Source organism: Alkalihalobacterium alkalinitrilicum (assembly GCF_002019605.1).
Classification (GTDB): Bacteria; Bacillota; Bacilli; order Bacillales; family Bacillaceae_F; genus Alkalihalobacterium; species Alkalihalobacterium alkalinitrilicum.
Map to the genome: position 1 here is coordinate 5361699 of NZ_KV917368.1, position 22048 is coordinate 5383746.

Genomic DNA, 22048 nt, shown 5'->3' on the forward strand with positions numbered 1-22048 from the left:
TCAGCCTCACATGGTGAATAATAAAAATAAGTCATAGTTGAACAAGTAGAAAAAGACACTTTCATCATTTTATGCTAAAATGCTAACGTATGCATAATGAGATGGAGGAAATGATTTTGATTTGGTTATATTATGTTATTGCACTAGTAATTATCTTGTTAGACCAATGGACGAAATGGATCGTTGTACAATCGATGGAAATAGGTGAACGAATTTCACTTATTGAAAATTTCCTTTATTTTACATCCCATCGTAACCAAGGAGCGGCCTTTGGAATTCTCCAAGGACAAATGTGGTTTTTCTATATTATTACAGTTATCGTCGTTGGTTTCATCGTGTATTATATTCAAAAAGAAGCTAAGAGCAGTTGGTTGCTCGGGATTTCTTTAGGGTTGATATTAGGTGGTGCCATTGGTAATTTTATCGATAGGGTTTTTCGTGGCGAAGTTGTAGACTTTATTGATACATTTATTTTTACATACAATTTCCCTATTTTTAATGTAGCTGATTCTGCCCTATGTGTTGGTGTAGCATTGATTTTCATTAAAATAATAAACGACGAAAGACTAGCAAAGGGGAAAAAATGATGGAGCAATTTGAATTTAAGATTTCCGAAGAACAAGCAAATGAACGAATTGATAAACTAATGACCACTTTTCACCCTGATTGGTCACGAACACAAATTCAGCAATGGATTAAAGAAGGAAATATTACCGTTAATGGTGAGACCGTAAAGACCAATTATAAGGCCCAATTTAATGACAAATTGGAATTAGAAATTCCAGAACCTGAACTTTTAGAAGTGGAACCAGAACCGATTGATTTAGAGATCGTATATGAAGATGAGGATGTAATTGTTGTGAATAAACCACGTGGGATGGTTGTTCATCCTGCACCTGGGCATTCTTCAGGTACTTTAGTAAATGGTTTGATGTATCATTGTAAAGATTTATCAGGCATTAACGGTGTTATTCGTCCAGGTATTGTTCATCGAATTGATAAAGATACATCAGGTTTATTAATGGTAGCTAAAAACGATCGGGCACATGAGTCATTAGTTAACCAATTAAAAGCTAAAACTACAAAGAGAGTATATAAAGCGATTGCTCATGGTGTGATTTCACATGATGTGGGTACAATTGAAGCGCCGATTGGTCGTGACAAAAAAGATCGTCAAAGCATGACAGTAACTGAAGATGGTCGTGATGCTGTTACCCACTTTACAGTTCTTGAGCGGTTCGACAACTATACTTACGTTCAATGTGAACTTGAAACAGGAAGAACACATCAAATCCGTGTTCATATGAAATATATTGGTTTTCCAATAGCGGGTGATCCGAAATACGGTCCAAAAAAAACATTGAATATTGAAGGGCAAGCTCTTCATGCAGCTGTTTTAGGATTTGAACATCCACGGACAAAAGAAAACCTTTTATTTGAAGCACCCCTTCCACAAGAAATGGTAACCTTACTTGAAGAGTTACGACAATAAGATGTAAGAATTGTTTTAATTTTTGTAATACTAAAAAACAGATTGACTTTATTGTCGAACAGTGGAATAATAACGATAACAAGTAAATAGATCCTTTAACTACAGTCCCGTGAGGCTGAGAAGGAAGCGGAATGAAGTAAATTTATGGGCGAAGTATGTCCTTTTACTAAGAAACCACTAAACCTCTCATCAAAACGGTGAGAGGTTTTTTGTTTATACGAACCGCTTTCGCGTGAGGACAGTAACAAAAAAAGTGGAGGTGTTAATTTTGGCTAGAGTCATTCTTGACGATCAAGCAATTCGAAGAGCAACAACTCGGATAGCTCATGAAATCATTGAACGAAATAAAGGGATTGAAAATTGTATTCTTGTCGGAATAAAAACACGTGGCATTTACGTAGCTAAACGTTTAGCAGAACGGATTGAACAAATTGAAGGAGAAAAAATTCCAGTAGGTGAAGTTGATATTACTCTTTACCGAGATGATTTAACCGTGAAAACCGAAGACCAAGATCCGCTTTTAAAAGGATCCAACGTTCCTACAGACATTACGGACCAGAAGGTAATCTTAATTGATGATGTGCTTTACACTGGGCGAACTGTTAGAGCAGCTTTAGATGCCTTAATGGACTTAGGAAGACCTTCACAAATTCAACTAGCTGTCTTAATCGATAGAGGGCACCGAGAATTACCTATTCGACCTGATTATGTTGGTAAAAATGTACCAACTTCAAAAAGTGAAATTATTGCTGCTAAGCTTAAAGAAGTAGATGAAATTGATGAAGTAAGTATAATTCAACAATAAGGAACTAAATAAAGTAATACTCTTTAATTCGGTCCTGTGAGGCTGACAAGAGACAATTATGCAGTATCGACAGGATTACACTGTTCCTTCTGCGTACACTTGCCTCTTTGTCATCCTAAAGACGAAGAGGTTTTTATTTTTTGTAGAAATAATAAAAAATAGGTCTTCTTCAAAAGGTTGGTCAATACATCTATTAATAATGAATAAGATTCATTTTACAACAAACGCTTACTAACAACAGACATTAAGGGAGGAAAAGGAATGTCACATCAAAAAGAGATTGGTATTCAAGAGGTGCCACGTTTTGATAAATGGTTAACCTTTAGTATTCAGCATTTATTTGCGATGTTCGGTGCAACAATATTAGTGCCATATTTAGTTGATTTAAGTCCAGCAGTTGCTTTATTTTCAAGTGGATTAGGGACATTGGCTTACTTATTAATAACAAGAGGACAAATTCCAGCATACTTAGGTTCCTCATTTGCGTTTATCGCACCGATTATAGCGGCGACAACAATCGGTGGGCCAGAAGGTGCAATGATCGGTAGTTTTCTAGCAGGAATTATTTACGGGATCGTAGCGCTTTTAATTAAAGCAAGTGGGGTAGGTTGGCTTTTGAAAATTTTACCCCCTATTGTCGTAGGTCCTGTTATTATGGTTATCGGTCTTGGATTGGCAGGTGTTGCGATTGACATGGCGATGAACGTACCAGGTACGGGACAATATAGTGGTACATTGTTCTCCGTGGCGATTGTCACATTAGGTATTACTGTTTTATCAGCATTTTTCTTGAAAGGGTTCTTCGGACTTATCCCATTTCTATTTGGTATTATTGGTGGGTATATATATGCCTACATTATGGGAGTTATAGATTTCACCCCAGTAAGAGATGCGGCAATATTCGCAGTTCCAGACTTTATCGTTCCTTTTGTAACGTATACACCGAGTTTTAATTGGCATATTGCTGCAATTATGGTTCCAATAGCGGTAGTAACAATTTCAGAACATATTGGAGACCAGATGGTTCTTAGTAAGGTTGTAGGGAAAAACTTTATAAAAAAACCAGGTTTACATCGCTCTCTATTAGGGGATGGAGTTGCAACGATGATTGCTTCTGTCTTAGGTGGACCACCAAATACAACGTACGGTGAAAATATTGGTGTGCTAGCTATTACACGAGTATTTAGTGTATTTGTGATAGGTGGTGCCGCAGTACTGGCAATGACACTGGCGTTCTTTGGAAAGTTTGCAGCTTTAATTCAAACGATCCCAACAGCGGTAATGGGGGGAGTATCAATCCTTCTCTTTGGGGTTATCGCATCATCAGGTTTGCGTATGTTAATCGAAAATGGCATAAACATGGGGTTAAAGCGCAACTTAATTATATCTTCCACTATTCTAGTTATCGGGATTGGAGGAGCTTTCATCCAAGTATCGGATGAAATTCAAATCGCAGGTATGGCATTAGCAACCATTATCGGGATTGTTCTTCACTTAGTCTTACCAAATAAAGAGGAGAGTTACGGTACGAAATCGATGTTTGAAGATGATCAAAAAGTAAATCAATAATACAACCTTTAATACAAGTCCTGTGAGGCTTTGAAGGGGGTTAGAAGATCGCTAGTAGTTGTGATTTCAACTGCTCTCTTCCAAGCACCCTTTTGCAAAAAAAGGGTGCTTTTTTCTAGGTAGATAAAAATGTAGTGAAAATCATAGAGAGGAAGATGATGATGCACGTATTAACGATGCCATTACTTGAAACGAATGAAATTCATCAAATTTTGCATGAAGCTCAAGCATTTTTAAATGGTGAACGATGGATACCAAACCGAGAAACATTTGTAACCAATCTTTTCTTTGAGCCTAGTACGCGAACGAAATTTAGTTTCGAGGTAGCTGAAAAAAAATTAGGTCTTCAAGTTTTGAATTTTGAAGCCCAAACTTCAAGCGTTACCAAAGGGGAAACTTTGTATGATACAGTAAAAACGCTTGAAGCTATTGGGACAAATATAGTGGTTATCCGCCATCAGCAAGATCATTACTTTGATGACCTGGTTGGGAAAATATCAATTCCCATCATAAATGGTGGAGATGGTTGCGGACATCATCCTACTCAATCTTTACTTGATTTATTAACAATAAAGCAAGAGTTTGGCACATTTGAGGGTTTAAAGGTCGTCATAGTAGGTGATATTAGGCACAGTCGAGTTGCTCGATCGAATGCAGAAGTACTTCATCGATTAGGTGCTAGCGTTTGGTTTTCAGGGCCGCGTTCATGGATTGACGAGTCAATCCCATATGGAAACTTTATTGATATTGATGATGCTGTAGAAATGGCAGATGTCATGATGATGTTACGGATCCAGCATGAACGTCACGCCGTAAAAATGGTGACTACAAAAAGTGACTACCATCAACAATATGGTTTAACAATAGAAAGAGAACAACGAATGAAAAATGATAGTATTATTATGCACCCTGCGCCAATCAACCGTGATGTTGAAATCGCAAGTGAACTTGTTGAATGTCCACGCTCAAGAATTTTTAAACAAATGACAAATGGAGTTGCCGTAAGGATGGCAGTTTTGAAACGTGCAATTGAAAAGGGAGGGCTTAAATAATGAAAACATTAATTAAAAACGGGAAGCTTCTTAATGAGTCTGGTGAACTTTATAATGGTGATGTCTTATTAGAGGATCAGAAAATTATACAAATTGGTAGTGATATAGATGGACAAGCAGATGAAGTGATCGATGTTAATGGAAACCTAGTTATTCCAGGAATGATTGACTTACATGTCCATTTAAGAGAGCCTGGTGGAGAACATAAAGAAACGATCGAAACGGGGACTTTAGCTGCTGCCAAAGGTGGATTTACAACAATTGCTCCCATGCCAAATACACGTCCAGTACCTGATACGAAAGAACAATTAGACTGGCTTCAAAACAGAATTAAGGAAACAGCACATGTTAGAGTACTACCTTATGCTTCCATTACAATCCGTGAATTAGGACAAGAATTAACAGACTTTGCGGCATTATCTGATAGTGGTGCATTTGCTTTTACAGATGACGGCGTTGGGGTCCAAAATGCTGATATGATGCTTAAAGCGATGAATGAGGCAGCCAAAATTAAAAAAGCGATTGTGGCTCATTGTGAAGAAAATACACTTATTCATAAAGGTGCTGTCCATGAAGGAACGTTTTCAACTAAACACGGGATTAATGGGATACCGTCTGTTTGCGAATCTGTACATATTGCTCGTGATGTGCTACTTGCTGAAGCTGCTGATGCTCATTACCATGTATGTCACATCAGTACAAAAGAATCTGTACGTGTCGTTCGTGATGCGAAAAGAGCAGGAATTAAAGTTACAGCAGAAGTAACACCACATCACTTATTACTTTGTGACGAAGATATACCAGGTTTAGATCCGAATTATAAAATGAACCCACCATTAAGAGGGAAAAAGGATCTTGAAGCTTTAATAGAAGGCCTAATGGATGGAACGATTGATTTCATAGCGACAGACCATGCTCCTCATAGTGCAGATGAAAAAGCAATAGGAATGGAAAAAGCACCATTTGGAATTGTTGGACTTGAAACAGCCTTTCCATTGTTATATACAAATATGGTTGAAAAAGGAATCATAACATTAAAGCAACTAGTAGATTGGTTAACAGTAAAACCAGCAGAGACGTTTGGTTTACCATATGGTACGCTATCAGAAGGTGTTGATGCTGATATTACTGTCATTGACCTTGAAGAAGAAGAAGCGATTAATCCAGAAACGTTCGTCTCTAAAGGGAAAAATACACCATTTGCTAATTGGAATTGCAAAGGTTGGCCGACACACACATTTGTCGCTGGTAAGCTTGTATGGAAAAAGGGGGAGCAGCAATGAAAAGACAGTTAATTTTAGAAGATGGAACTGTATTTGTTGGAAAAGCATTCGGAAGTGAACATGAAAAAGAAGGAGAAGTTGTTTTTAATACAGGGATGACAGGATACCAAGAAATATTATCGGATCCTTCTTATTGCGCACAAATCGTAACACTAACGTATCCTTTAATTGGTAACTATGGCATTAATCGTGATGATTTTGAGTCGATTGAACCTGCCATCCATGGACTAATTGTGAAAGAAGCGGCTATTTATCCAAGTAACTGGAGATGTGAAGAGTCGATCGATGATTTATTAAAAGCAAAAGGAATTCCAGGATTAGAGGGAATTGATACGAGAAAGTTAACTAGACTCATTCGTAAGCATGGTACGTTAAGAGGAAGACTTTGCAGCATGGAAGTGAATGTTGAGGAAGTAGTAAAAGAGTTGAATGCCGCAGAAGAACCGAACGATCAAGTGAAACGTGTTTCAACTAAGGATCCATACCACTGTCCTGGACGAGGGCACCGCGTAGTTTTAGTGGATTTTGGTGCAAAACACGGTATTATTCAAAACTTAATTCAACGAGATTGTGATGTTATTGTCGTACCGTACAATACGTCGGCTGAAGAAATTTTACGTTTATATCCAGATGGCATTATGTTATCAAATGGTCCTGGTAATCCAGTAGATGTGCCAGAAGGTATTGAAATGATTAAAGGTTTATTAGGAAAAGTGCCGATTTTCGGAATTTGTTTAGGACATCAACTCCTTGCATTAGCATGTGGGGCAAAATCTGCAAAGTTAACGTTTGGTCATCGAGGATCAAATCACCCAGTAAGAGAATTAGAAACTGGCAAAATTGATATCACATCACAAAATCATGGATATACAATCGAAAAAGATTCACTAGAAGATACGCGATTAATTGTGACTCATATTGCTGTTAATGATGAGACGGTCGAAGGTGTTGCTCATTTAGATTATCCAGCATTTAGTGTTCAATATCATCCAGAAGCATCACCAGGACCAGAAGACTCAAACCACTTGTTTACGAAATTTATCAATTTAATCGAAGAACATAAACAAAGCCGCGTTCGCGTTTAACAAATAAGGGGGATTCAACATGCCAAAACGTACGGATATTAACAAAATTTTAGTAATAGGGTCAGGACCGATTGTCATTGGACAAGCAGCTGAATTTGATTATGCAGGTACACAAGCGTGTCAAGCATTAAAAGAAGAAGGTTATGAAGTTATACTAATTAACTCTAATCCAGCGACGATTATGACAGATACAACGATGGCTGACCGAGTATATATAGAGCCGATTACGTATGAGTTTGTTAGCCGCATCATTCGTCAAGAACGCCCAGATGGTCTACTTGCAACATTAGGTGGACAAACAGGTCTTAATATGGCTGTTGAATTGGAAGAATCAGGGATATTAAAAGAATACAATATCGAATTGTTAGGAACACATCTTGATGCCATTAAGCAAGCTGAAGATCGTGATTTGTTCCGTTCATTAATGAATGAATTAAATGAGCCAGTTCCTGATAGTGATATCGTCCATAATCTTGAAGAAGCGTATCGCTTTGTGGAGCGTATTGGTTATCCGATTATTGTTCGACCAGCGTATACGCTTGGTGGAACAGGTGGCGGACTTGTTTATAACGAAGAAGACCTCATTGAAATTGTAACGAGTGGACTTAAATATAGTCCTGTAACTCAATGTTTATTAGAGAAAAGTATCGCAGGATTTAAAGAAGTTGAATACGAAGTGATGCGTGATGGTAAAAACCAAGCGATCGTTGTTTGTAACATGGAAAATATAGACCCAGTCGGTGTTCATACAGGAGACTCAATCGTTGTCGCACCAAGTCAAACACTATCTGATCGTGAATATCAAATGCTACGTAATTCATCTTTAAAAATCATTCGCGCATTAGGAATTGAAGGTGGATGTAATGTTCAGTTCGCGCTTGATCCTGATAGCTACCAATATTATATTATTGAAGTAAATCCACGTGTAAGTCGCTCATCTGCACTTGCATCGAAAGCAACAGGTTATCCGATTGCGAAAATCGCTGCAAAAATTGCTGTTGGTTATGCATTAGATGAAATTATGAACCCAATTACGAAAACAACATATGCGAGTTTTGAGCCAGCGCTTGACTATGTCGTCAGTAAAATACCACGATGGCCGTTTGATAAGTTTGAGTCAGCCAACCGTACACTTGGAACACAAATGAAAGCGACAGGGGAAGTTATGGCAATTGGTCGTAACTTAGAAGAATCCTTGTTAAAGGCCATCCGTTCATTAGAAGCAAATGTTTTCCACTTAGAAAGAAGCGGCTTAGAAACACTTGAAAATGATGAAATAGAAAAACGTGTAGCGGTTGCGGACGATGAGCGTTTATTTGTCATAGGAGAAGCATTCCGTCGTGGATATACAGTAGAACAGTTATGGAAACTGAGTCAAATTGACCGTTTCTTCCTTCATAAAATGGAAGATATCGTTAAATTAGAAAAGTTATTAAAAGAAAGTAAAGGGAACATAGAATTATTAACTGAGGCAAAAGAAAAAGGATTTGCGGATGTTACGATCGCTAAATTATGGGAAATGGAAGAAGGCGATATCTTCGACCTACGTGAAAAAGAAGGACTAATGCCAGTTTATAAAATGGTCGATACGTGTGCGGCTGAGTTTGAGTCTGCAACTCCATACTTCTATGGTACGTATGAAGATGAAAACGAATCATTCATTTCAGATAAAAAAAGCATTCTCGTTTTAGGTTCTGGCCCAATTCGTATCGGACAAGGGATCGAATTTGATTATGCGACAGTTCATACCGTATGGGCAATTAAAGAAGCTGGATATGAAGCGATTATTATTAACAACAATCCAGAAACAGTTTCAACTGATTTCAGTACATCTGACAAGCTTTACTTTGAGCCATTAACTCTTGAAGATGTTCTGCATGTAATTAAGCAAGAACAACCAGAAGGTGTAATCGTTCAGTTTGGTGGTCAAACAGCCATCAATTTAGCGGCTGGTTTAGCAGCACGTGGTGTGAAAATTTTAGGAACAGCACTCGAAGATATGGACCGTGCCGAAGACCGTGATAAATTCGAACAAACGTTACAAGAGTTAGCTATTCTACAACCGTTAGGAAAAACAGCAACATCTGTAGAGCAAGCTGTCAAAATTGCTAGTGGAATTGGGTATCCAGTTTTAGTTCGCCCTTCTTATGTACTCGGTGGACGTGCAATGGAAATAGTCTATAAAGAAGCTGAATTACTAAACTATATGGAAAATGCTGTTAAAATTAATCCGAAGCATCCCGTTTTGGTTGATCGCTATTTAACGGGTAAAGAAATCGAAGTCGATGCGATTTCAGATGGTGAAAACGTCTATATTCCTGGAATAATGGAGCATATTGAGCGTGCAGGTGTTCACTCAGGTGACTCGATTGCTGTTTATCCTCCACAAACGTTATCTACTGAGATTAAAGAAAAAGTCATAGAGCGTACGATTGCCTTAGCTCGTGGATTAAAAATTGTCGGACTTTTAAATATCCAGTTTGTATTGCATGATAACGAAGTTTACGTACTAGAAGTAAACCCACGCTCAAGTCGAACGGTTCCGTTCTTGAGTAAAATCACGGGAGTAGCTATGGCAAACCTTGCAACTAAAGCAATCCTAGGTAAAAAGCTACCTGAATTAGGGTACGAAACAGGCTATCATCCTGAAGGAAAAGAAGTATCAGTTAAAGTACCTGTGTTTTCATTTGCGAAGCTTCGTCGTGTCGACATTTCGCTTGGGCCAGAAATGAAATCGACTGGGGAAGTTATGGGGCGTGACTATACGCTAGAAAAAGCTCTATATAAAGGACTAATTGCATCTGGAATGAAAATTCCGAAATTTGGATCAGTCTTATTTACGATAGCGGATAAAGATAAAGAAGAAGGCTTGGAATTAGTTCATCGTTTCCATCGAATTGGCTATAACATTTTAGCTACTGAAGGAACGGCGCAAATGATTAAGGAGCTCAACATTCCAGTTACAACAGTTAATAAAATTGGTTCTGAAAAACCGAACTTGCTTGATGTGATCCGTGAAGGACAAGCACAATTTGTTATCAATACATTCTCTAAGGGGAAACAGCCAGCTCGTGATGGTTTCCGCATTCGTCGTGAAGCGGTGGAAAATGGAGTTGTATGTTTAACCTCCCTTGATACAGCAGAAGCTTTACTAAAGGTTATTGAGTCGATTACATTTGCTTCAGAAAGTATGCCAGCAATGCAATAAAAAGGGGGAAGTGTAGAGTGTTAAAGGATAACTTAACGATCGTTCACCAAGAAAAAATCGCCGATCAGATATTTGAACTCGTACTTGAAGGTGAACTCGTTTCAAAAATGACATCACCTGGTCAATTTATTCATGTCAAAGTTGATCGTGGTATTGATCCACTGTTACGCCGTCCAATAAGCATTTGTAACGTTGATCTAGAGCAAAATCGACTGACGATGTTATACCGTGCTGGAGGAAAAGGAACGTCACTTTTAGCTGAGCGTGTCAAAGGGGAGCTCGTCGATGTTATGGGCCCTCTTGGCACTGGTTTTCCAGTAGAAGAAACGAAAAAGGGAGATGTCGCCCTTTTAGTTGGTGGGGGGATCGGTGTTCCTCCCCTTTACTACCTTTCACAGCAGCTAAAGGAAAAAGGGGTAAAGGTGGTACATGTATTAGGCTTTGCCTCAGCGAAAGATGTTTTTTATGAAGAGAAATTTAGAGATCTTGGAGATACGTATGTGACAACTGTCGATGGAACTCATGGAACAAGCGGTTTTGTTACGGATGTGATCGAACAACAAGGACTTGATTTTGACATTTTATATTCGTGCGGACCCACCCCCATGTTAAAAGCACTTGAAGATCGTTTCCGTGACAAAAAAGCGTATTTGTCCCTTGAGCAACGAATGGGCTGTGGAATTGGAGCATGTCTTGCGTGTGTTTGTCATTTGCAAGACGACCCAACAGGAACGTCATATAAAAAGATATGTACAGATGGTCCTGTATTTCCGATTGGAGAGGTGATCCTATGAGTCGTTTAACAATAGAATTACCAGGCTTATCCATGAAAAATCCGATCATACCTGCTTCTGGTTGTTTTGGCTTCGGTAAAGAGTATGCGAAGTTTTACGATTTGAGCAAGCTCGGTGCGATTGCCGTCAAAGCAACGACTTCAGAACCACGTTACGGAAATCCAACCCCACGTGTAGCAGAAACCGCAGCAGGAATGTTAAATGCTATCGGTCTACAAAATCCTGGATTAGAAAAAGTCGTTACGGAAGAGCTGCCATGGCTAGAAAAGTACGATGTCCCGATTATTGCGAATGTAGCTGGATCAGAGATGGAAGACTACATTGAAGTAGCTGAAAAGGTTTCGAAAGCACCGAATGTAACAGCATTAGAACTGAACATCTCATGCCCAAATGTTAAAAAAGGTGGAATTGCATTTGGAACGATCCCAGAAGTGGCTGCCGAATTAACGAAAGAAGTAAAAAATGTATCTTCCGTTCCTGTATATGTAAAGTTATCGCCGAATGTCGCTGATATTGTTGGTATGGCAAAAGCGGTTGAAGAAGCTGGTGCTGACGGCCTTTCTATGATCAATACATTGCTTGGGATGCGAATTGATTTAAAATCAAGAAAGCCGATTTTAGCTAACGGAGCAGGTGGTCTTTCTGGACCTGCAGTAAAGCCAGTAGCAATCCGCATGATCCATCAAGTGAGTCAAGCAGTGTCTATTCCCATTATTGGAATGGGGGGAATTCAATCAGCTGAAGATGTCATCGAGTTTTTCTTAGCGGGTGCGGATGCTGTTGCAGTTGGTACGGCCAATTTCGTCGATCCATTTATATGTCCTGAGATCATCGACGCTCTTCCAGCATTATTAGATCAATTTGGAGTTGATCATATTTCAGAATTGACGGGAGGGAGCTGGAAATAATGAAGAGACCGGTTATGATTGCTTTAGATTTTTCCAGTACCGATGCTGTAGAAGAGTTTTTATCGAAAATGCCGAATGAATCTCTTTTCTTAAAAGTAGGGATGGAATTATTTTATAGTTCAGGTGTTTCACTGATTCATCAGTTGAAAGAAAGAGGACATCAAATTTTCTTAGATTTAAAGTTGCATGATATTCCGAATACGGTAGAAAAAGGTATGAAGGCACTTGCTAGGTTGAATGTTGATATTGTTAATGTTCATGCAGCTGGTGGTTCAGAAATGATGAAACGCGCGTTGGAGGGTCTACATGCGGGAACTCCAACTGGAATTGAACGGCCGAAGCTCATAGCAGTTACTCAATTAACGAGCACGAGCGAGCAAGTAATGCAGCAAGAACTGAAAATTCATGGAACGATGAAAGAAACGGTTCAAGCATACGCAAAGTTAGCGAAGGAGAGCGGCTTAGATGGAGTAGTGTCTTCCCCATTAGAGGTACCGTTAATTCATGAAGCTTGCGGAGAAAGCTTTTTAACCGTAACACCAGGTATTCGTCTTGCAGGCGATGCAGTTGGAGACCAAAAACGAGTGACAACGCCAATTGATGCTAGAAAGTTAGGAAGCTGGGGTATTGTTGTCGGTAGAAGTATTACAGCAAGTGCTGATCCAACGAAGTCTTATGAAAAAGTCGTAGCAGAATGGGAGGAACAATCATGAAACAACAAATTGCATCACACTTACTAGACATTAATGCTGTATATTTACGTCCAAATGATCCATTTACGTGGAGCTCTGGAATGAAGTCTCCCATTTATTGTGATAACCGTTTAACACTTTCTTATCCAAATATTCGTAAAGATATTGCCAACGGTTTAAGACAGCTTATAGAAGAAAACTATGCTGAAGTTGATGTGATTGCAGGGACTGCAACAGCGGGAATTCCGCATGCCGCTTGGGTTAGTGATTTGATGGAAAAACCGATGGCTTACATTCGTAGTAAAGCGAAAGGGCATGGGAAAGGAAATCAAATCGAAGGTAAAATTGAAGCAGGCGATAAAGTCGTTATTGTCGAAGATCTCATTTCTACTGGAGGCAGTGTCATTACTGCTGCTGAAGCGGTTCGTGAAGCAGGTGGAATTGTTATTGGTGTCGTTGCGATTTTTACATACGGACTGGAAAAAGGTATTACCCAACTCGAAAAAGCGAGATTGCCATTTCAAGTACTTACCGATTACGAAACTTTATTACAAGTGTCACTGGAGCGAAATGATATTAATGAAGAAGAACTAAAAAAACTTAAAAAATGGCGTGAAAATCCATCTTCAACCGATTGGATGAACGCATAATGAATGAAGAGGCCAACTAATTCTCGAGTTGGCCTCTTCAAATTGTCAAAAGTGAATCAGGTGTTATCAAATATAGAATGAATAATAGTGAGAATGAAATGTAACGAAATAACCTCCCTTTTACCCCGCATAATGCTAGCGCTAAAGGAGTTTTCATCTAATGAAACAAATATTCTATTTCCAAACATGAAAAAAATGGATGTTTGCAGCCTTATTTTTCAAGAATTTCCTATTTTTTTATTCAGAGTAGTTCCTCACGTAGTATAATAAAAACGAAAGTTCAAGTGATTATATGACATCGAGGGATAAAAGACTTGAGCCAGCTAGTGTGTGCAATATTAATAAAAAGAGGGAGGGGGAACACAGATGCGAAAGATGAATGGAGAGGAATTTGATCCATTAGTTCCTTTTTTTGATGCGATGGCCTGTACAAATTGGTTAAGTGACGTCCACTTTCAATTAAAACAAGCAACAGGAAGTTGGGTTGGAAAAAAAGTGTTAGATGTTGGGTGTGGAACAGGGCGTTTACTCTTAAGAGGGGTTGACGAAGCTAGTCAAGTCGTTGGTGTCGACTTGTCTGAAGGAATGATTCAAGCAGCCATTGAACTTTACAATGAGAAGAGTAAAAATAATAAAGCGTCTTTTCAAGTTGGAGATGCGTATCATTTACCTTTTACAGAAAATGAGTTTGACTTAGTTCTTTCAACTTGTGTTTTATTCCTATTACCAGAGCCTGACAAAGGAATGAAAGAAATGATCCGTGTTGTAAAAGACGGCGGGATGATTGTGACGCTAAATCCTTCTGAGCATATGAACCAACTTGCGGCAGCAGACTATTGTAAACAAAACAATATTACACAATTTGAGGAAACAACATTATTAAAGTGGTCTAATATTTCGACATTACGACATCGTTATAATTCAGAAGAGCTTTCAACTTTCTTAAGAGATTGTGGTGCAAAAGAAATCAACCATTTACCAGTGGTTGGTGACTTGGCTTTGATTACGATATGTAAATTCTAATTAAAAAGCTAGGGATTTCAAATCCCTAGCTTTTAGAGTTTTATCACTATCATCATAGGAAGAAATGTAAAGTTTTTTAGTTTAGTATAAAGGGTTTTTACAGAGTTTGTCGAATATACAACTTTAGTTAATAGGTATATATAACTATGAAAACAATGAGATGAAAGACAGCTATGAAGGGAGAATACAAAAAGTTGAACGAAAAAGTTAAAATTTATACAGAAAAATTAAAGACGGATCGTAGTGCTGCAAATCAGTATTATCGTGAGCATTTATTTGAAGAGGTGTCGCAGTCTTTTATAAAAAAAGTTCATGATAAACAAGAAAAGAACGAGTTTAAACAATACGATTATCTAATTATGTCTGTCGGGTTTAGTATCGGGCCGTTAGTTATGTGGATACGAGCACTACGTCCGAAAGAAGTCTTCTTTATCTGTTCAGAAGAAACAGAAGACCTTGTAAATGAGATTTGCATGTTATCAAATTTAAAATTTACTCAATGTGATCATACGATTGTTCGCCGTACCAATGGGAAGGACGTTTATGAAAAGATTAATGAATATATTGATAAACATCGTATAAAACAACAAGGGCTATTGAACTTAGTAGCGATTGATATTACGGGTGGGAAGAAAAATATGGTATCGGGATGTAGTCTTGCTGCCAACCATTTAGGAATTGACTTATTATATATCGATAATAATGGCTATTTACCAGGAGTGAGGAAACAACTTCCTGGAAATGAAGAGCCAATTCTTCTAGAAGACCCGCTCGAAGTCTTTGGGGACCGCGACTTATTTAAAGGTATTACGAAATTTAATAGTGAAGATTTTGAACAGGCAACAGAAATTTTTAGAGGCATTAAAGAAAGGGTAGTACAAACGAGGAACTATGAAACTTATGAACAACTGTCAATCGGATATAGCCATTTAGAAGGGATGCGTTTTCATAAAGCTCATTATCACATTTCTCAAGCGATTGAATGGGCAGAAAAACTAGAAATGACAAATATTCCACTTCCTTTATTAAAACAACAGTTAATTGCCATTGAGCCACTTATAAAACTTCACGAAATACCTGAGCGTCAAGTCCTTTCAGACAACAGGTTATTTTGGCACTTATTTGGATATTTATTTAAAATGGCTGACCACTATATGAATGGAAAAAAATACGATATAAGCGCATTGTTAACGTATCGATGTTTAGAATTTATTGTTCAATCTTTATTGTTAAAACAATTTGATATTCATCATTCAAATCCACGCTATACACATCTTGATACAAAAAAAATCTTAGAAAAATTTAATGAAATTTCTAATGACGTATATCACGACTATCGCCCTTTACATCGACTGCCTAACAAAGTTACGTTAATGACAGGGTTAATTATGCTTCGAGCGTTGGATGAGCCAATGATTCGAAATGTTAATATTCGATCAATGAATGAATACATAACAGCAAGAAATAAAAGTCGTCTAGTTCATGGATTTGATTTGCTTGATAAGTCTCAAGTAGAGCCGTTTATTGGCAGAGTTCGAGGACTTGCGAGTTATATATGGAACCACGAAAAACATGAACTTAGTTTTACAGAAGGGTTTGATCGTTTTGCAAGTCGATATGCTTTTGTAAATATTGAGTTAAATCGAAACCCTCAGCAGGTGCCTCACCATTGAAAACTAGTACTTTATATACATAACCAATCCTTTTTGGAGGAAATTTACTAGTTTTGTCGAAATTAGGTATTATTAGTATCTAAGAAAAAACAACTATGAGATCATACTCAATGAAAATGGGTATCTTAGTTGATTGATATTGTACTTTTTCTAGGTATTTTACATTAGCTAAGTAATTGAGACAGGAGAGAACCATGATACAAATCAATACAAGAGTATTAATGATATGGCTGATATGTTTTATAACCTTAGTTCCAACCATTTCGTATGGAGAGGAGACTGTCGTAAAGAAAAGGGTAGTTACTCTAATCTATGATGACTCAGGTAGTATGTGGTTTACGTATGACGATCAAGGAGAACAACTACCGAGTGATAACTGGAAGTTTGCTAACTACTCGTTACAAAGTTTAATCGGACTACTAGGCGAAAATGATCAGCTTAATGTTGTCAGAATGACAGACGAACATCAACTTGATACGATTGAAGGTACTTATTCTCAAAGACAACGTGAAATCGAACGAATCTCTAATTGGGATAAACGCGGTTGGACACCGTTTGATACCGTAATAACAGCTACTGAACAATTAAAAACAGCTGTTCAACAAGAAGAAGATGCGGAATTTTGGTTTATTATTGTTATGGATGGCGTTTTCAATGATTTAGACTATTTACAAGTGACGGATGAAAAAGAATTAGCACGAAATTATGAGCTTGCTATTCAAACATTACAAGACTACTCTTTATTTATGCAGGAAAACAATGTAAAAGCTAATAGCATTTTAGTAACAATTGAGTCGTTTTTAACTCCTGAAGAAGTAGAACAAATGATGATTTTTAAAGATATTTGGGAAGAGACTACGGGTGGATTGCAGTTAACAGCAGCTAATGAAGAGGAGATTATTGAGCGAATTAATGAAGTTGCTGCATTAATCACGAATCGTGACCCGAATGCGGAAAAGAGTAATGTTGATTTGAGTCCAAGTTTTGAGGGAAGTAAAGTTTTTCTCGATTCTCCTTATCCACTAAAACGATTAACATTGCTTCAACAGTCCCCAGGACAACGGTCAAATGTTTCATTATCCGATGTAACGATAAATGATGGAACAACACCTTTACATATTAATGGTCCTTTTCAAATAGAATCTCCCTATGATGAATTTGAGCTAAGAGACGATTTGTTCGGTACCATTACTCACATTGGGCATGCTCAAAAAGATGGGGTTAATGAAGAAGGTCAATATATTATTGAGTTTGACCGTGAAATTCAACTCAATGAACAACAATATTTTCATTTTATTGCAGAACCTGCGATTGATTTCCAAGTGAGTTTGTTGAAACAAGAAGAGGATGGCACGTTACATACTGATCAAGAAACGTTTTTCTATGGAGCAGATATGAAAATGGAAGTGGAGCTCATCCGCAGTGGTAATTCAGATAAAATTTCATTTACAAATCGAAATGTCAGTGAGGAAGTGGAAGTTACAACTCGGATTGGTGAAGACGTGATCCAATTAATTTGGAATGAGGAAAGGCAAAGCTTTTTAGGTGATTTCACAATGCCTGATGAATATACTGAAGCCCTAGTTACAACGCTCGTTCATGGGTTTTATCAAGAAACAAAACGTGTATCTCTTCAAGGCGTCGGTGGTAGAGAGATAGAACTCATTTTATTATCAGAAAACTGGTCAAGTCAACTTGATGTATTAGGGGACGCAACACCGATTCAAATTGAACCACATATTAACGGTCGTCCAATGACAACTGAAGAGTTATCAGAAGTGTTTTCAACAATAGAAGTGACTAGTGAACAGCGAATACAATTTCGATATGAACAAAATGATCAGTGGATTGAGATTTATCCAACAATAAACTGGTTACCGATGCTGACCGATGTCGGAACACTAGATGTTAACGTTCAAATAGCTGGGAAGTATTCAGGGGAACAAGCAAGTTTATCTTTTTCCATCATGATTGAAGATATTTCGTGGTGGAATAAATATGGAATTTATTTAACGTACTTATTGGCCATTATTGCATCTATTATTTGGCTCATTGGAATTATAAAAAAGCCGCGTTTTGCAAAAAATGCATCTTACGTTTCGTTAACTACGAAACAAATGTTAAATGGTCGAACATTAGGAGAATATACGAGTACTGAACAATTTCAGACGAATTTCTTTGGGCGCTGGTTTGTTCCATATATACCAGAAAAAGCAGTGATCCAAGGGCTAACGTTTAAAGCACACCCAAATAAAGATCGAATTTTACTGGTAAAATCATCACAATCACCAGAAATGATTGTTCAAGATCGCAGATTAGAAGACGATAGTGGTAGAGATGATATTTTAATTTTTAGCAACGATACAATTGTAATCGAATACCATCATCAACAAGAAATCTACCAATTTATCAAAGATTAAATTGAAATAGTGGAAGGGGATAAATATGAGTCATAATGTACCTACTATATTAGTTGGATTAGGTGGACTAGGAAGTTCTATTGCCAATACGGTTTACGGTCGAATTCCTGTTGAAAGTAGAGGGAATGTCGCAATCCATGCTTTTGACACGGATGTTAACACGATAAAAAAAATGGAACACATCGCAAATAATATTACGCAAACAAGTACAAGAAAGTCGGTCGGTGAATATTTACATCAAAATCCCTCGTTATTAACGTGGTTCCCTGATAATCCTCATTTACGTAAAAAGACGATGACCGAAGGAGCGGGGCAAATTCGATCAGTTTCTCGTTTAGCTTTTCGTGCGGCAATGGGAGAAGGAAAAATGAATTCTCTCTGGGAAGGAATAGACAGTATTTTTCCAGTGAACAGTGACGCGATGACATACGGAGTCCGTGTAATTATCATTAGTTCAATGGTAGGTGGAACAGGGTCGGGTATATTCCTACAAGTAGCGATGTACTTGCGTGAAATGCTTGAGCGGAAATTTGGTCACTCCAGTGTTTTAGTACGTGGAGCTTTTCTATTGCCAGATGTATTAGTTCGGACTAATACGTTAGATGAACGTGAATGGGAATCGGTACGTGCTAATGGCTATGCGAGTTTAAAAGAGTTAAATGCGATTACGATGAGTGCTGCTAATCAGTTAGCAAGTGAAACAGATGTAACCATAGATTTAGAATATCGTCCGAACCAAGTTGACCTTGAAGGTCGAACTACTCATGCAATTACAGAAAGACAATTACCGTTTGACTTTGCCTTTTTATATGATTATGAGAACTTACGTGGACAACACTTAAATTCTGTTTCACATTACATTGATCAAATGGCGAGAACTATTTATTTGCAATTGTTTAGCCCTATTTCTGCTAAACATTTTTCGCAAGAAGATAATCAAATCTTAGAAATCATCCGTTCAGAAGGACAAGGAAGATATTGTGGAGCAGGGGCGGCAACATTAACTTATCCGTATGAAGATGTTGTGGAATACTGTGCATTGCGTTGGGCAGCTTCGGGTCTTGATGATTCTTGGTTAATGTTAGATCGTATGTTTGAAGACGAACGTCACCGTTATGAATTAGACCTTCGTAGGGGGATTAATCGAGAACGTCCAGAGCGTGGGAAACGTTATATGTGGAATTTAGAACAACTCGTAAACGATGATAAACCTCAACAGTTCTTCAAGCAAGTGTATCAACAAGTTCGAGAAGAATTAGATCAAGGAAAGCTTGGTGAAGCAAAAGCTACACGTTTTGTTAATGCAGTAGAGGCTAGAGTTGACCAAGTTTTAGCAGGTGATCCCGAATTACGTGTATTTGAATCCAATTGTCGCGTAAATGAAGGAAATTTAAAATTAAAACAACAAACAAAGCGAGAAATTGGAAAGATTGAATCAGCCTTGAGTTTTTATAATGAACAAATTAACAAAAAAGTCTATGAGTATCGTACATTTATTACTCACCAAATTGTTGATCAAGATTGTGATGCTCCAAGTGGTGCGGAAGGTCAAGACTATCGTTTGAATACGTGGTTTATGCAAAAACCAAGTCCACTTCATCCTGTTGCGACGAGGTTTATGCTATATCAAATTAGTGATGAAATAAATCAACGGATTCTTAAGCTACGTAAAGATAATGAAACGATGAAGAAGGAGATTGACCAATATAAAGAAGCTTTCAACATTAAAGACACAGAGACGATTGAAAACGCACTACAAAGAGTAGACACTGCCCTAAAGCAAGGTTTATTAGGAAGTCTATTTAAAAACGAATTTAAAGTTTTTATAGACGAATATGCGCAAAAGTCTTCAAGACATTTAAACACTTTAAACCGTTATAAAAAAGGGTTACTATTAGAACTCGTATATACGTCAGTCGATCAAGCTGTTCAAAGTATGATTCGTGATTGGGAACGTTTCTTTGAAAACTTAAAAGATACCCGAGATAGTTTGCTAGCTGAGATTAATCAACGTTCAGTTCAATATGAAAACAGCACCGATCAAACGAAAGAATTTGTCTTAGCAACAAGAGAGTTTTTAGACCAAACGTGGGAAAGCTTACGTTCATCAGTCGATCAAGGAACATTGCCAGAAGATATATCTCAACAAATCTATTTAAGTCATTACCGCCAATATTGTAAACGAAATGAACAAACGTATACAAATTATATTGAAGAGATTAAAGTTGAGGAATTGTATCGAGAAAATGTATTAGGATATTGTCGTGAAGAGTTGACGTCTAGATACCGTGATCGTCTTGATTTAACGGTCATTCAAGCTTTACGTCGTGAAGCTGCGTATAAAGGTGAAGAACCAACGAAATACATCGAAAAGCGAATTTCACAACTTGACCATTTGGCGAGTCCGTTTATTCCAAAAATTGAAGAACATCGTGAACTTAAATTCTGGGGAATTCATTCCGAGAGTTTACAAGACTTAGGAGAAAGCAGTAGTCAAGAAGTGTTTGAAGGAAAAGAAGTGAAAGATGATGCATTTTCCAAATACGAAGTCGTTTGTTACCGTGCTCATTATGGGTTAGGAGTGAAAGACTTTGCTAAGTTTTCCTCTGGAGACAGTTCGGACTTACACAATCGTCAGCCTGGTGTTTATTACGAAGCTTACCGTAGAAGAATTGATCGGTTAAACCGTGGTGAAGCAACAGTAACACCGCATTTAGATCGTCGTTGGCATTTACCAGCGTTTATGCCAGATTTAAACCCTCAACAAGTGGAGTTGGATACAGAAAGAAACGATCGCGCTCTACTGTTAGGGTTAATTCATGGCTGGTTAGTGCTCGTTCGAGATGCTGGGCGTTTCGTTTATCAATATAACGGGTTATCTGGCTCTTCACTCATCTTGAAAAGTGGAGCTGTCGTAACAGAAGAAACATACAATCTTCACCAGGCTTTAAATCATAATCCAGCCATTTATGAAGAAATTTTAGAAAGAGCAGAAGAACAAAAGCTGCATGACAAACGTCGATCAGCTAACATTTTAGAGCATGCTTTCATTCAAGGGGCAAAACAAATATCAATACAAAAAGATAGCATTTCTAGTATTCTTGATATTACGCTAGCTTATGAAACTGAAGGATTAGGAAATGAAGCACTCCCTGAAAGAGGTACGCGTCTACGTACCCGTTTATTAAATGAAATTGTTAATTATTATAAAGCGATTTATGGTAACCATCGTGCGTATCAAGCGCAAATCGATGCAGCAGCAATGATCGAAGAACTATGGCTCGATTCAACTTTCCGTCAAATTTCGGATGAAGGCTCATCAGAATATTCCAATTGGAAAAATACAATTGATAATACCATTCGTAAGCTCAAGCAGCATTCATAAGGATGATGA

At 37.8% G+C, this 22048-nt stretch carries 16 protein-coding genes; all 16 read left to right on the forward strand.

Going from position 1 to position 22048, the window contains the following annotated elements:
* Nucleotides 1–119 precede the first annotated feature (119 nt).
* The 16 genes from lspA (at nucleotide 120) to BK574_RS26065 (ending at nucleotide 22039) form a co-directional block, all read left to right on the forward strand.
* Nucleotides 120–587, forward strand: a complete 468-nt coding sequence (lspA, locus tag BK574_RS25990) for a signal peptidase II (protein WP_238457490.1) — start codon at nucleotides 120–122, stop codon at nucleotides 585–587.
* Nucleotides 587–1492 (forward strand): RluA family pseudouridine synthase, encoded by a 906-nt coding sequence (locus BK574_RS25995; RefSeq protein ID WP_078430668.1) that lies wholly within the window; start codon nucleotides 587–589, stop codon nucleotides 1490–1492. Before lspA ends, BK574_RS25995 begins: the two co-directional genes overlap by 1 nt.
* A gap of 268 nt (nucleotides 1493–1760) precedes the next feature.
* Entirely contained in the window at nucleotides 1761–2297 is a 537-nt protein-coding gene (pyrR, locus tag BK574_RS26000) for a bifunctional pyr operon transcriptional regulator/uracil phosphoribosyltransferase PyrR (RefSeq protein WP_075385573.1), read from the forward strand.
* A gap of 261 nt (nucleotides 2298–2558) precedes the next feature.
* Nucleotides 2559–3866 (forward strand): solute carrier family 23 protein, encoded by a 1308-nt coding sequence (locus BK574_RS26005; RefSeq protein ID WP_075385574.1) that lies wholly within the window; start codon nucleotides 2559–2561, stop codon nucleotides 3864–3866.
* A 158-nt stretch (nucleotides 3867–4024) separates the two neighbouring features.
* Nucleotides 4025–4918 carry an aspartate carbamoyltransferase catalytic subunit gene (locus BK574_RS26010; RefSeq protein ID WP_142248108.1) on the forward strand — a complete coding sequence of 298 codons (894 nt, stop codon included), beginning with the start codon at nucleotides 4025–4027 and terminating at the stop codon, nucleotides 4916–4918.
* A complete protein-coding gene (locus tag BK574_RS26015) occupies nucleotides 4918–6201 on the forward strand; it encodes a dihydroorotase (protein ID WP_078430670.1) in 1284 nt (427 codons plus the stop codon). The genes BK574_RS26010 and BK574_RS26015 overlap by 1 nt, the downstream gene beginning before the upstream one ends.
* Nucleotides 6198–7286 (forward strand): carbamoyl phosphate synthase small subunit, encoded by a 1089-nt coding sequence (locus tag BK574_RS26020; protein ID WP_078430671.1) that lies wholly within the window; start codon nucleotides 6198–6200, stop codon nucleotides 7284–7286. The genes BK574_RS26015 and BK574_RS26020 overlap by 4 nt, the downstream gene beginning before the upstream one ends.
* 19 nt (nucleotides 7287–7305) lie before the next feature.
* Nucleotides 7306–10494 carry a carbamoyl-phosphate synthase large subunit gene (gene carB, locus BK574_RS26025; protein ID WP_078430672.1) on the forward strand — a complete coding sequence of 1063 codons (3189 nt, stop codon included), beginning with the start codon at nucleotides 7306–7308 and terminating at the stop codon, nucleotides 10492–10494.
* A 17-nt stretch (nucleotides 10495–10511) separates the two neighbouring features.
* Entirely contained in the window at nucleotides 10512–11288 is a 777-nt protein-coding gene (locus tag BK574_RS26030) for a dihydroorotate dehydrogenase electron transfer subunit (RefSeq protein ID WP_238458096.1), read from the forward strand.
* Nucleotides 11285–12196: a dihydroorotate dehydrogenase gene (locus BK574_RS26035; RefSeq protein WP_075385580.1), complete on the forward strand. Its 912-nt coding sequence runs from the start codon at nucleotides 11285–11287 to the stop codon at nucleotides 12194–12196. Before BK574_RS26030 ends, BK574_RS26035 begins: the two co-directional genes overlap by 4 nt.
* Nucleotides 12196–12909, forward strand: coding sequence for an orotidine-5'-phosphate decarboxylase (gene pyrF, locus BK574_RS26040; protein WP_075385581.1), 714 nt, complete (start codon nucleotides 12196–12198; stop codon nucleotides 12907–12909). Before BK574_RS26035 ends, pyrF begins: the two co-directional genes overlap by 1 nt.
* Nucleotides 12906–13538: an orotate phosphoribosyltransferase gene (gene pyrE / locus BK574_RS26045; protein WP_078430674.1), complete on the forward strand. Its 633-nt coding sequence runs from the start codon at nucleotides 12906–12908 to the stop codon at nucleotides 13536–13538. Before pyrF ends, pyrE begins: the two co-directional genes overlap by 4 nt.
* Nucleotides 13539–13904: 366 nt before the next feature.
* Nucleotides 13905–14561, forward strand: coding sequence for a class I SAM-dependent methyltransferase (locus BK574_RS26050; protein ID WP_078430675.1), 657 nt, complete (start codon nucleotides 13905–13907; stop codon nucleotides 14559–14561).
* 194 nt (nucleotides 14562–14755) lie between these two features.
* Complete coding sequence (locus tag BK574_RS26055; RefSeq protein WP_158211771.1) at nucleotides 14756–16234, forward strand: TIGR02710 family CRISPR-associated CARF protein; 1479 nt, start codon at nucleotides 14756–14758, stop codon at nucleotides 16232–16234.
* Between the two features lie 194 nt (nucleotides 16235–16428).
* Nucleotides 16429–18654 (forward strand): hypothetical protein, encoded by a 2226-nt coding sequence (locus tag BK574_RS26060; RefSeq protein WP_078430677.1) that lies wholly within the window; start codon nucleotides 16429–16431, stop codon nucleotides 18652–18654.
* A 25-nt stretch (nucleotides 18655–18679) separates the two neighbouring features.
* Nucleotides 18680–22039: a tubulin-like doman-containing protein gene (locus BK574_RS26065; RefSeq protein ID WP_078430678.1), complete on the forward strand. Its 3360-nt coding sequence runs from the start codon at nucleotides 18680–18682 to the stop codon at nucleotides 22037–22039.
* The last annotated feature ends 9 nt before the right edge of the window (nucleotides 22040–22048 follow it).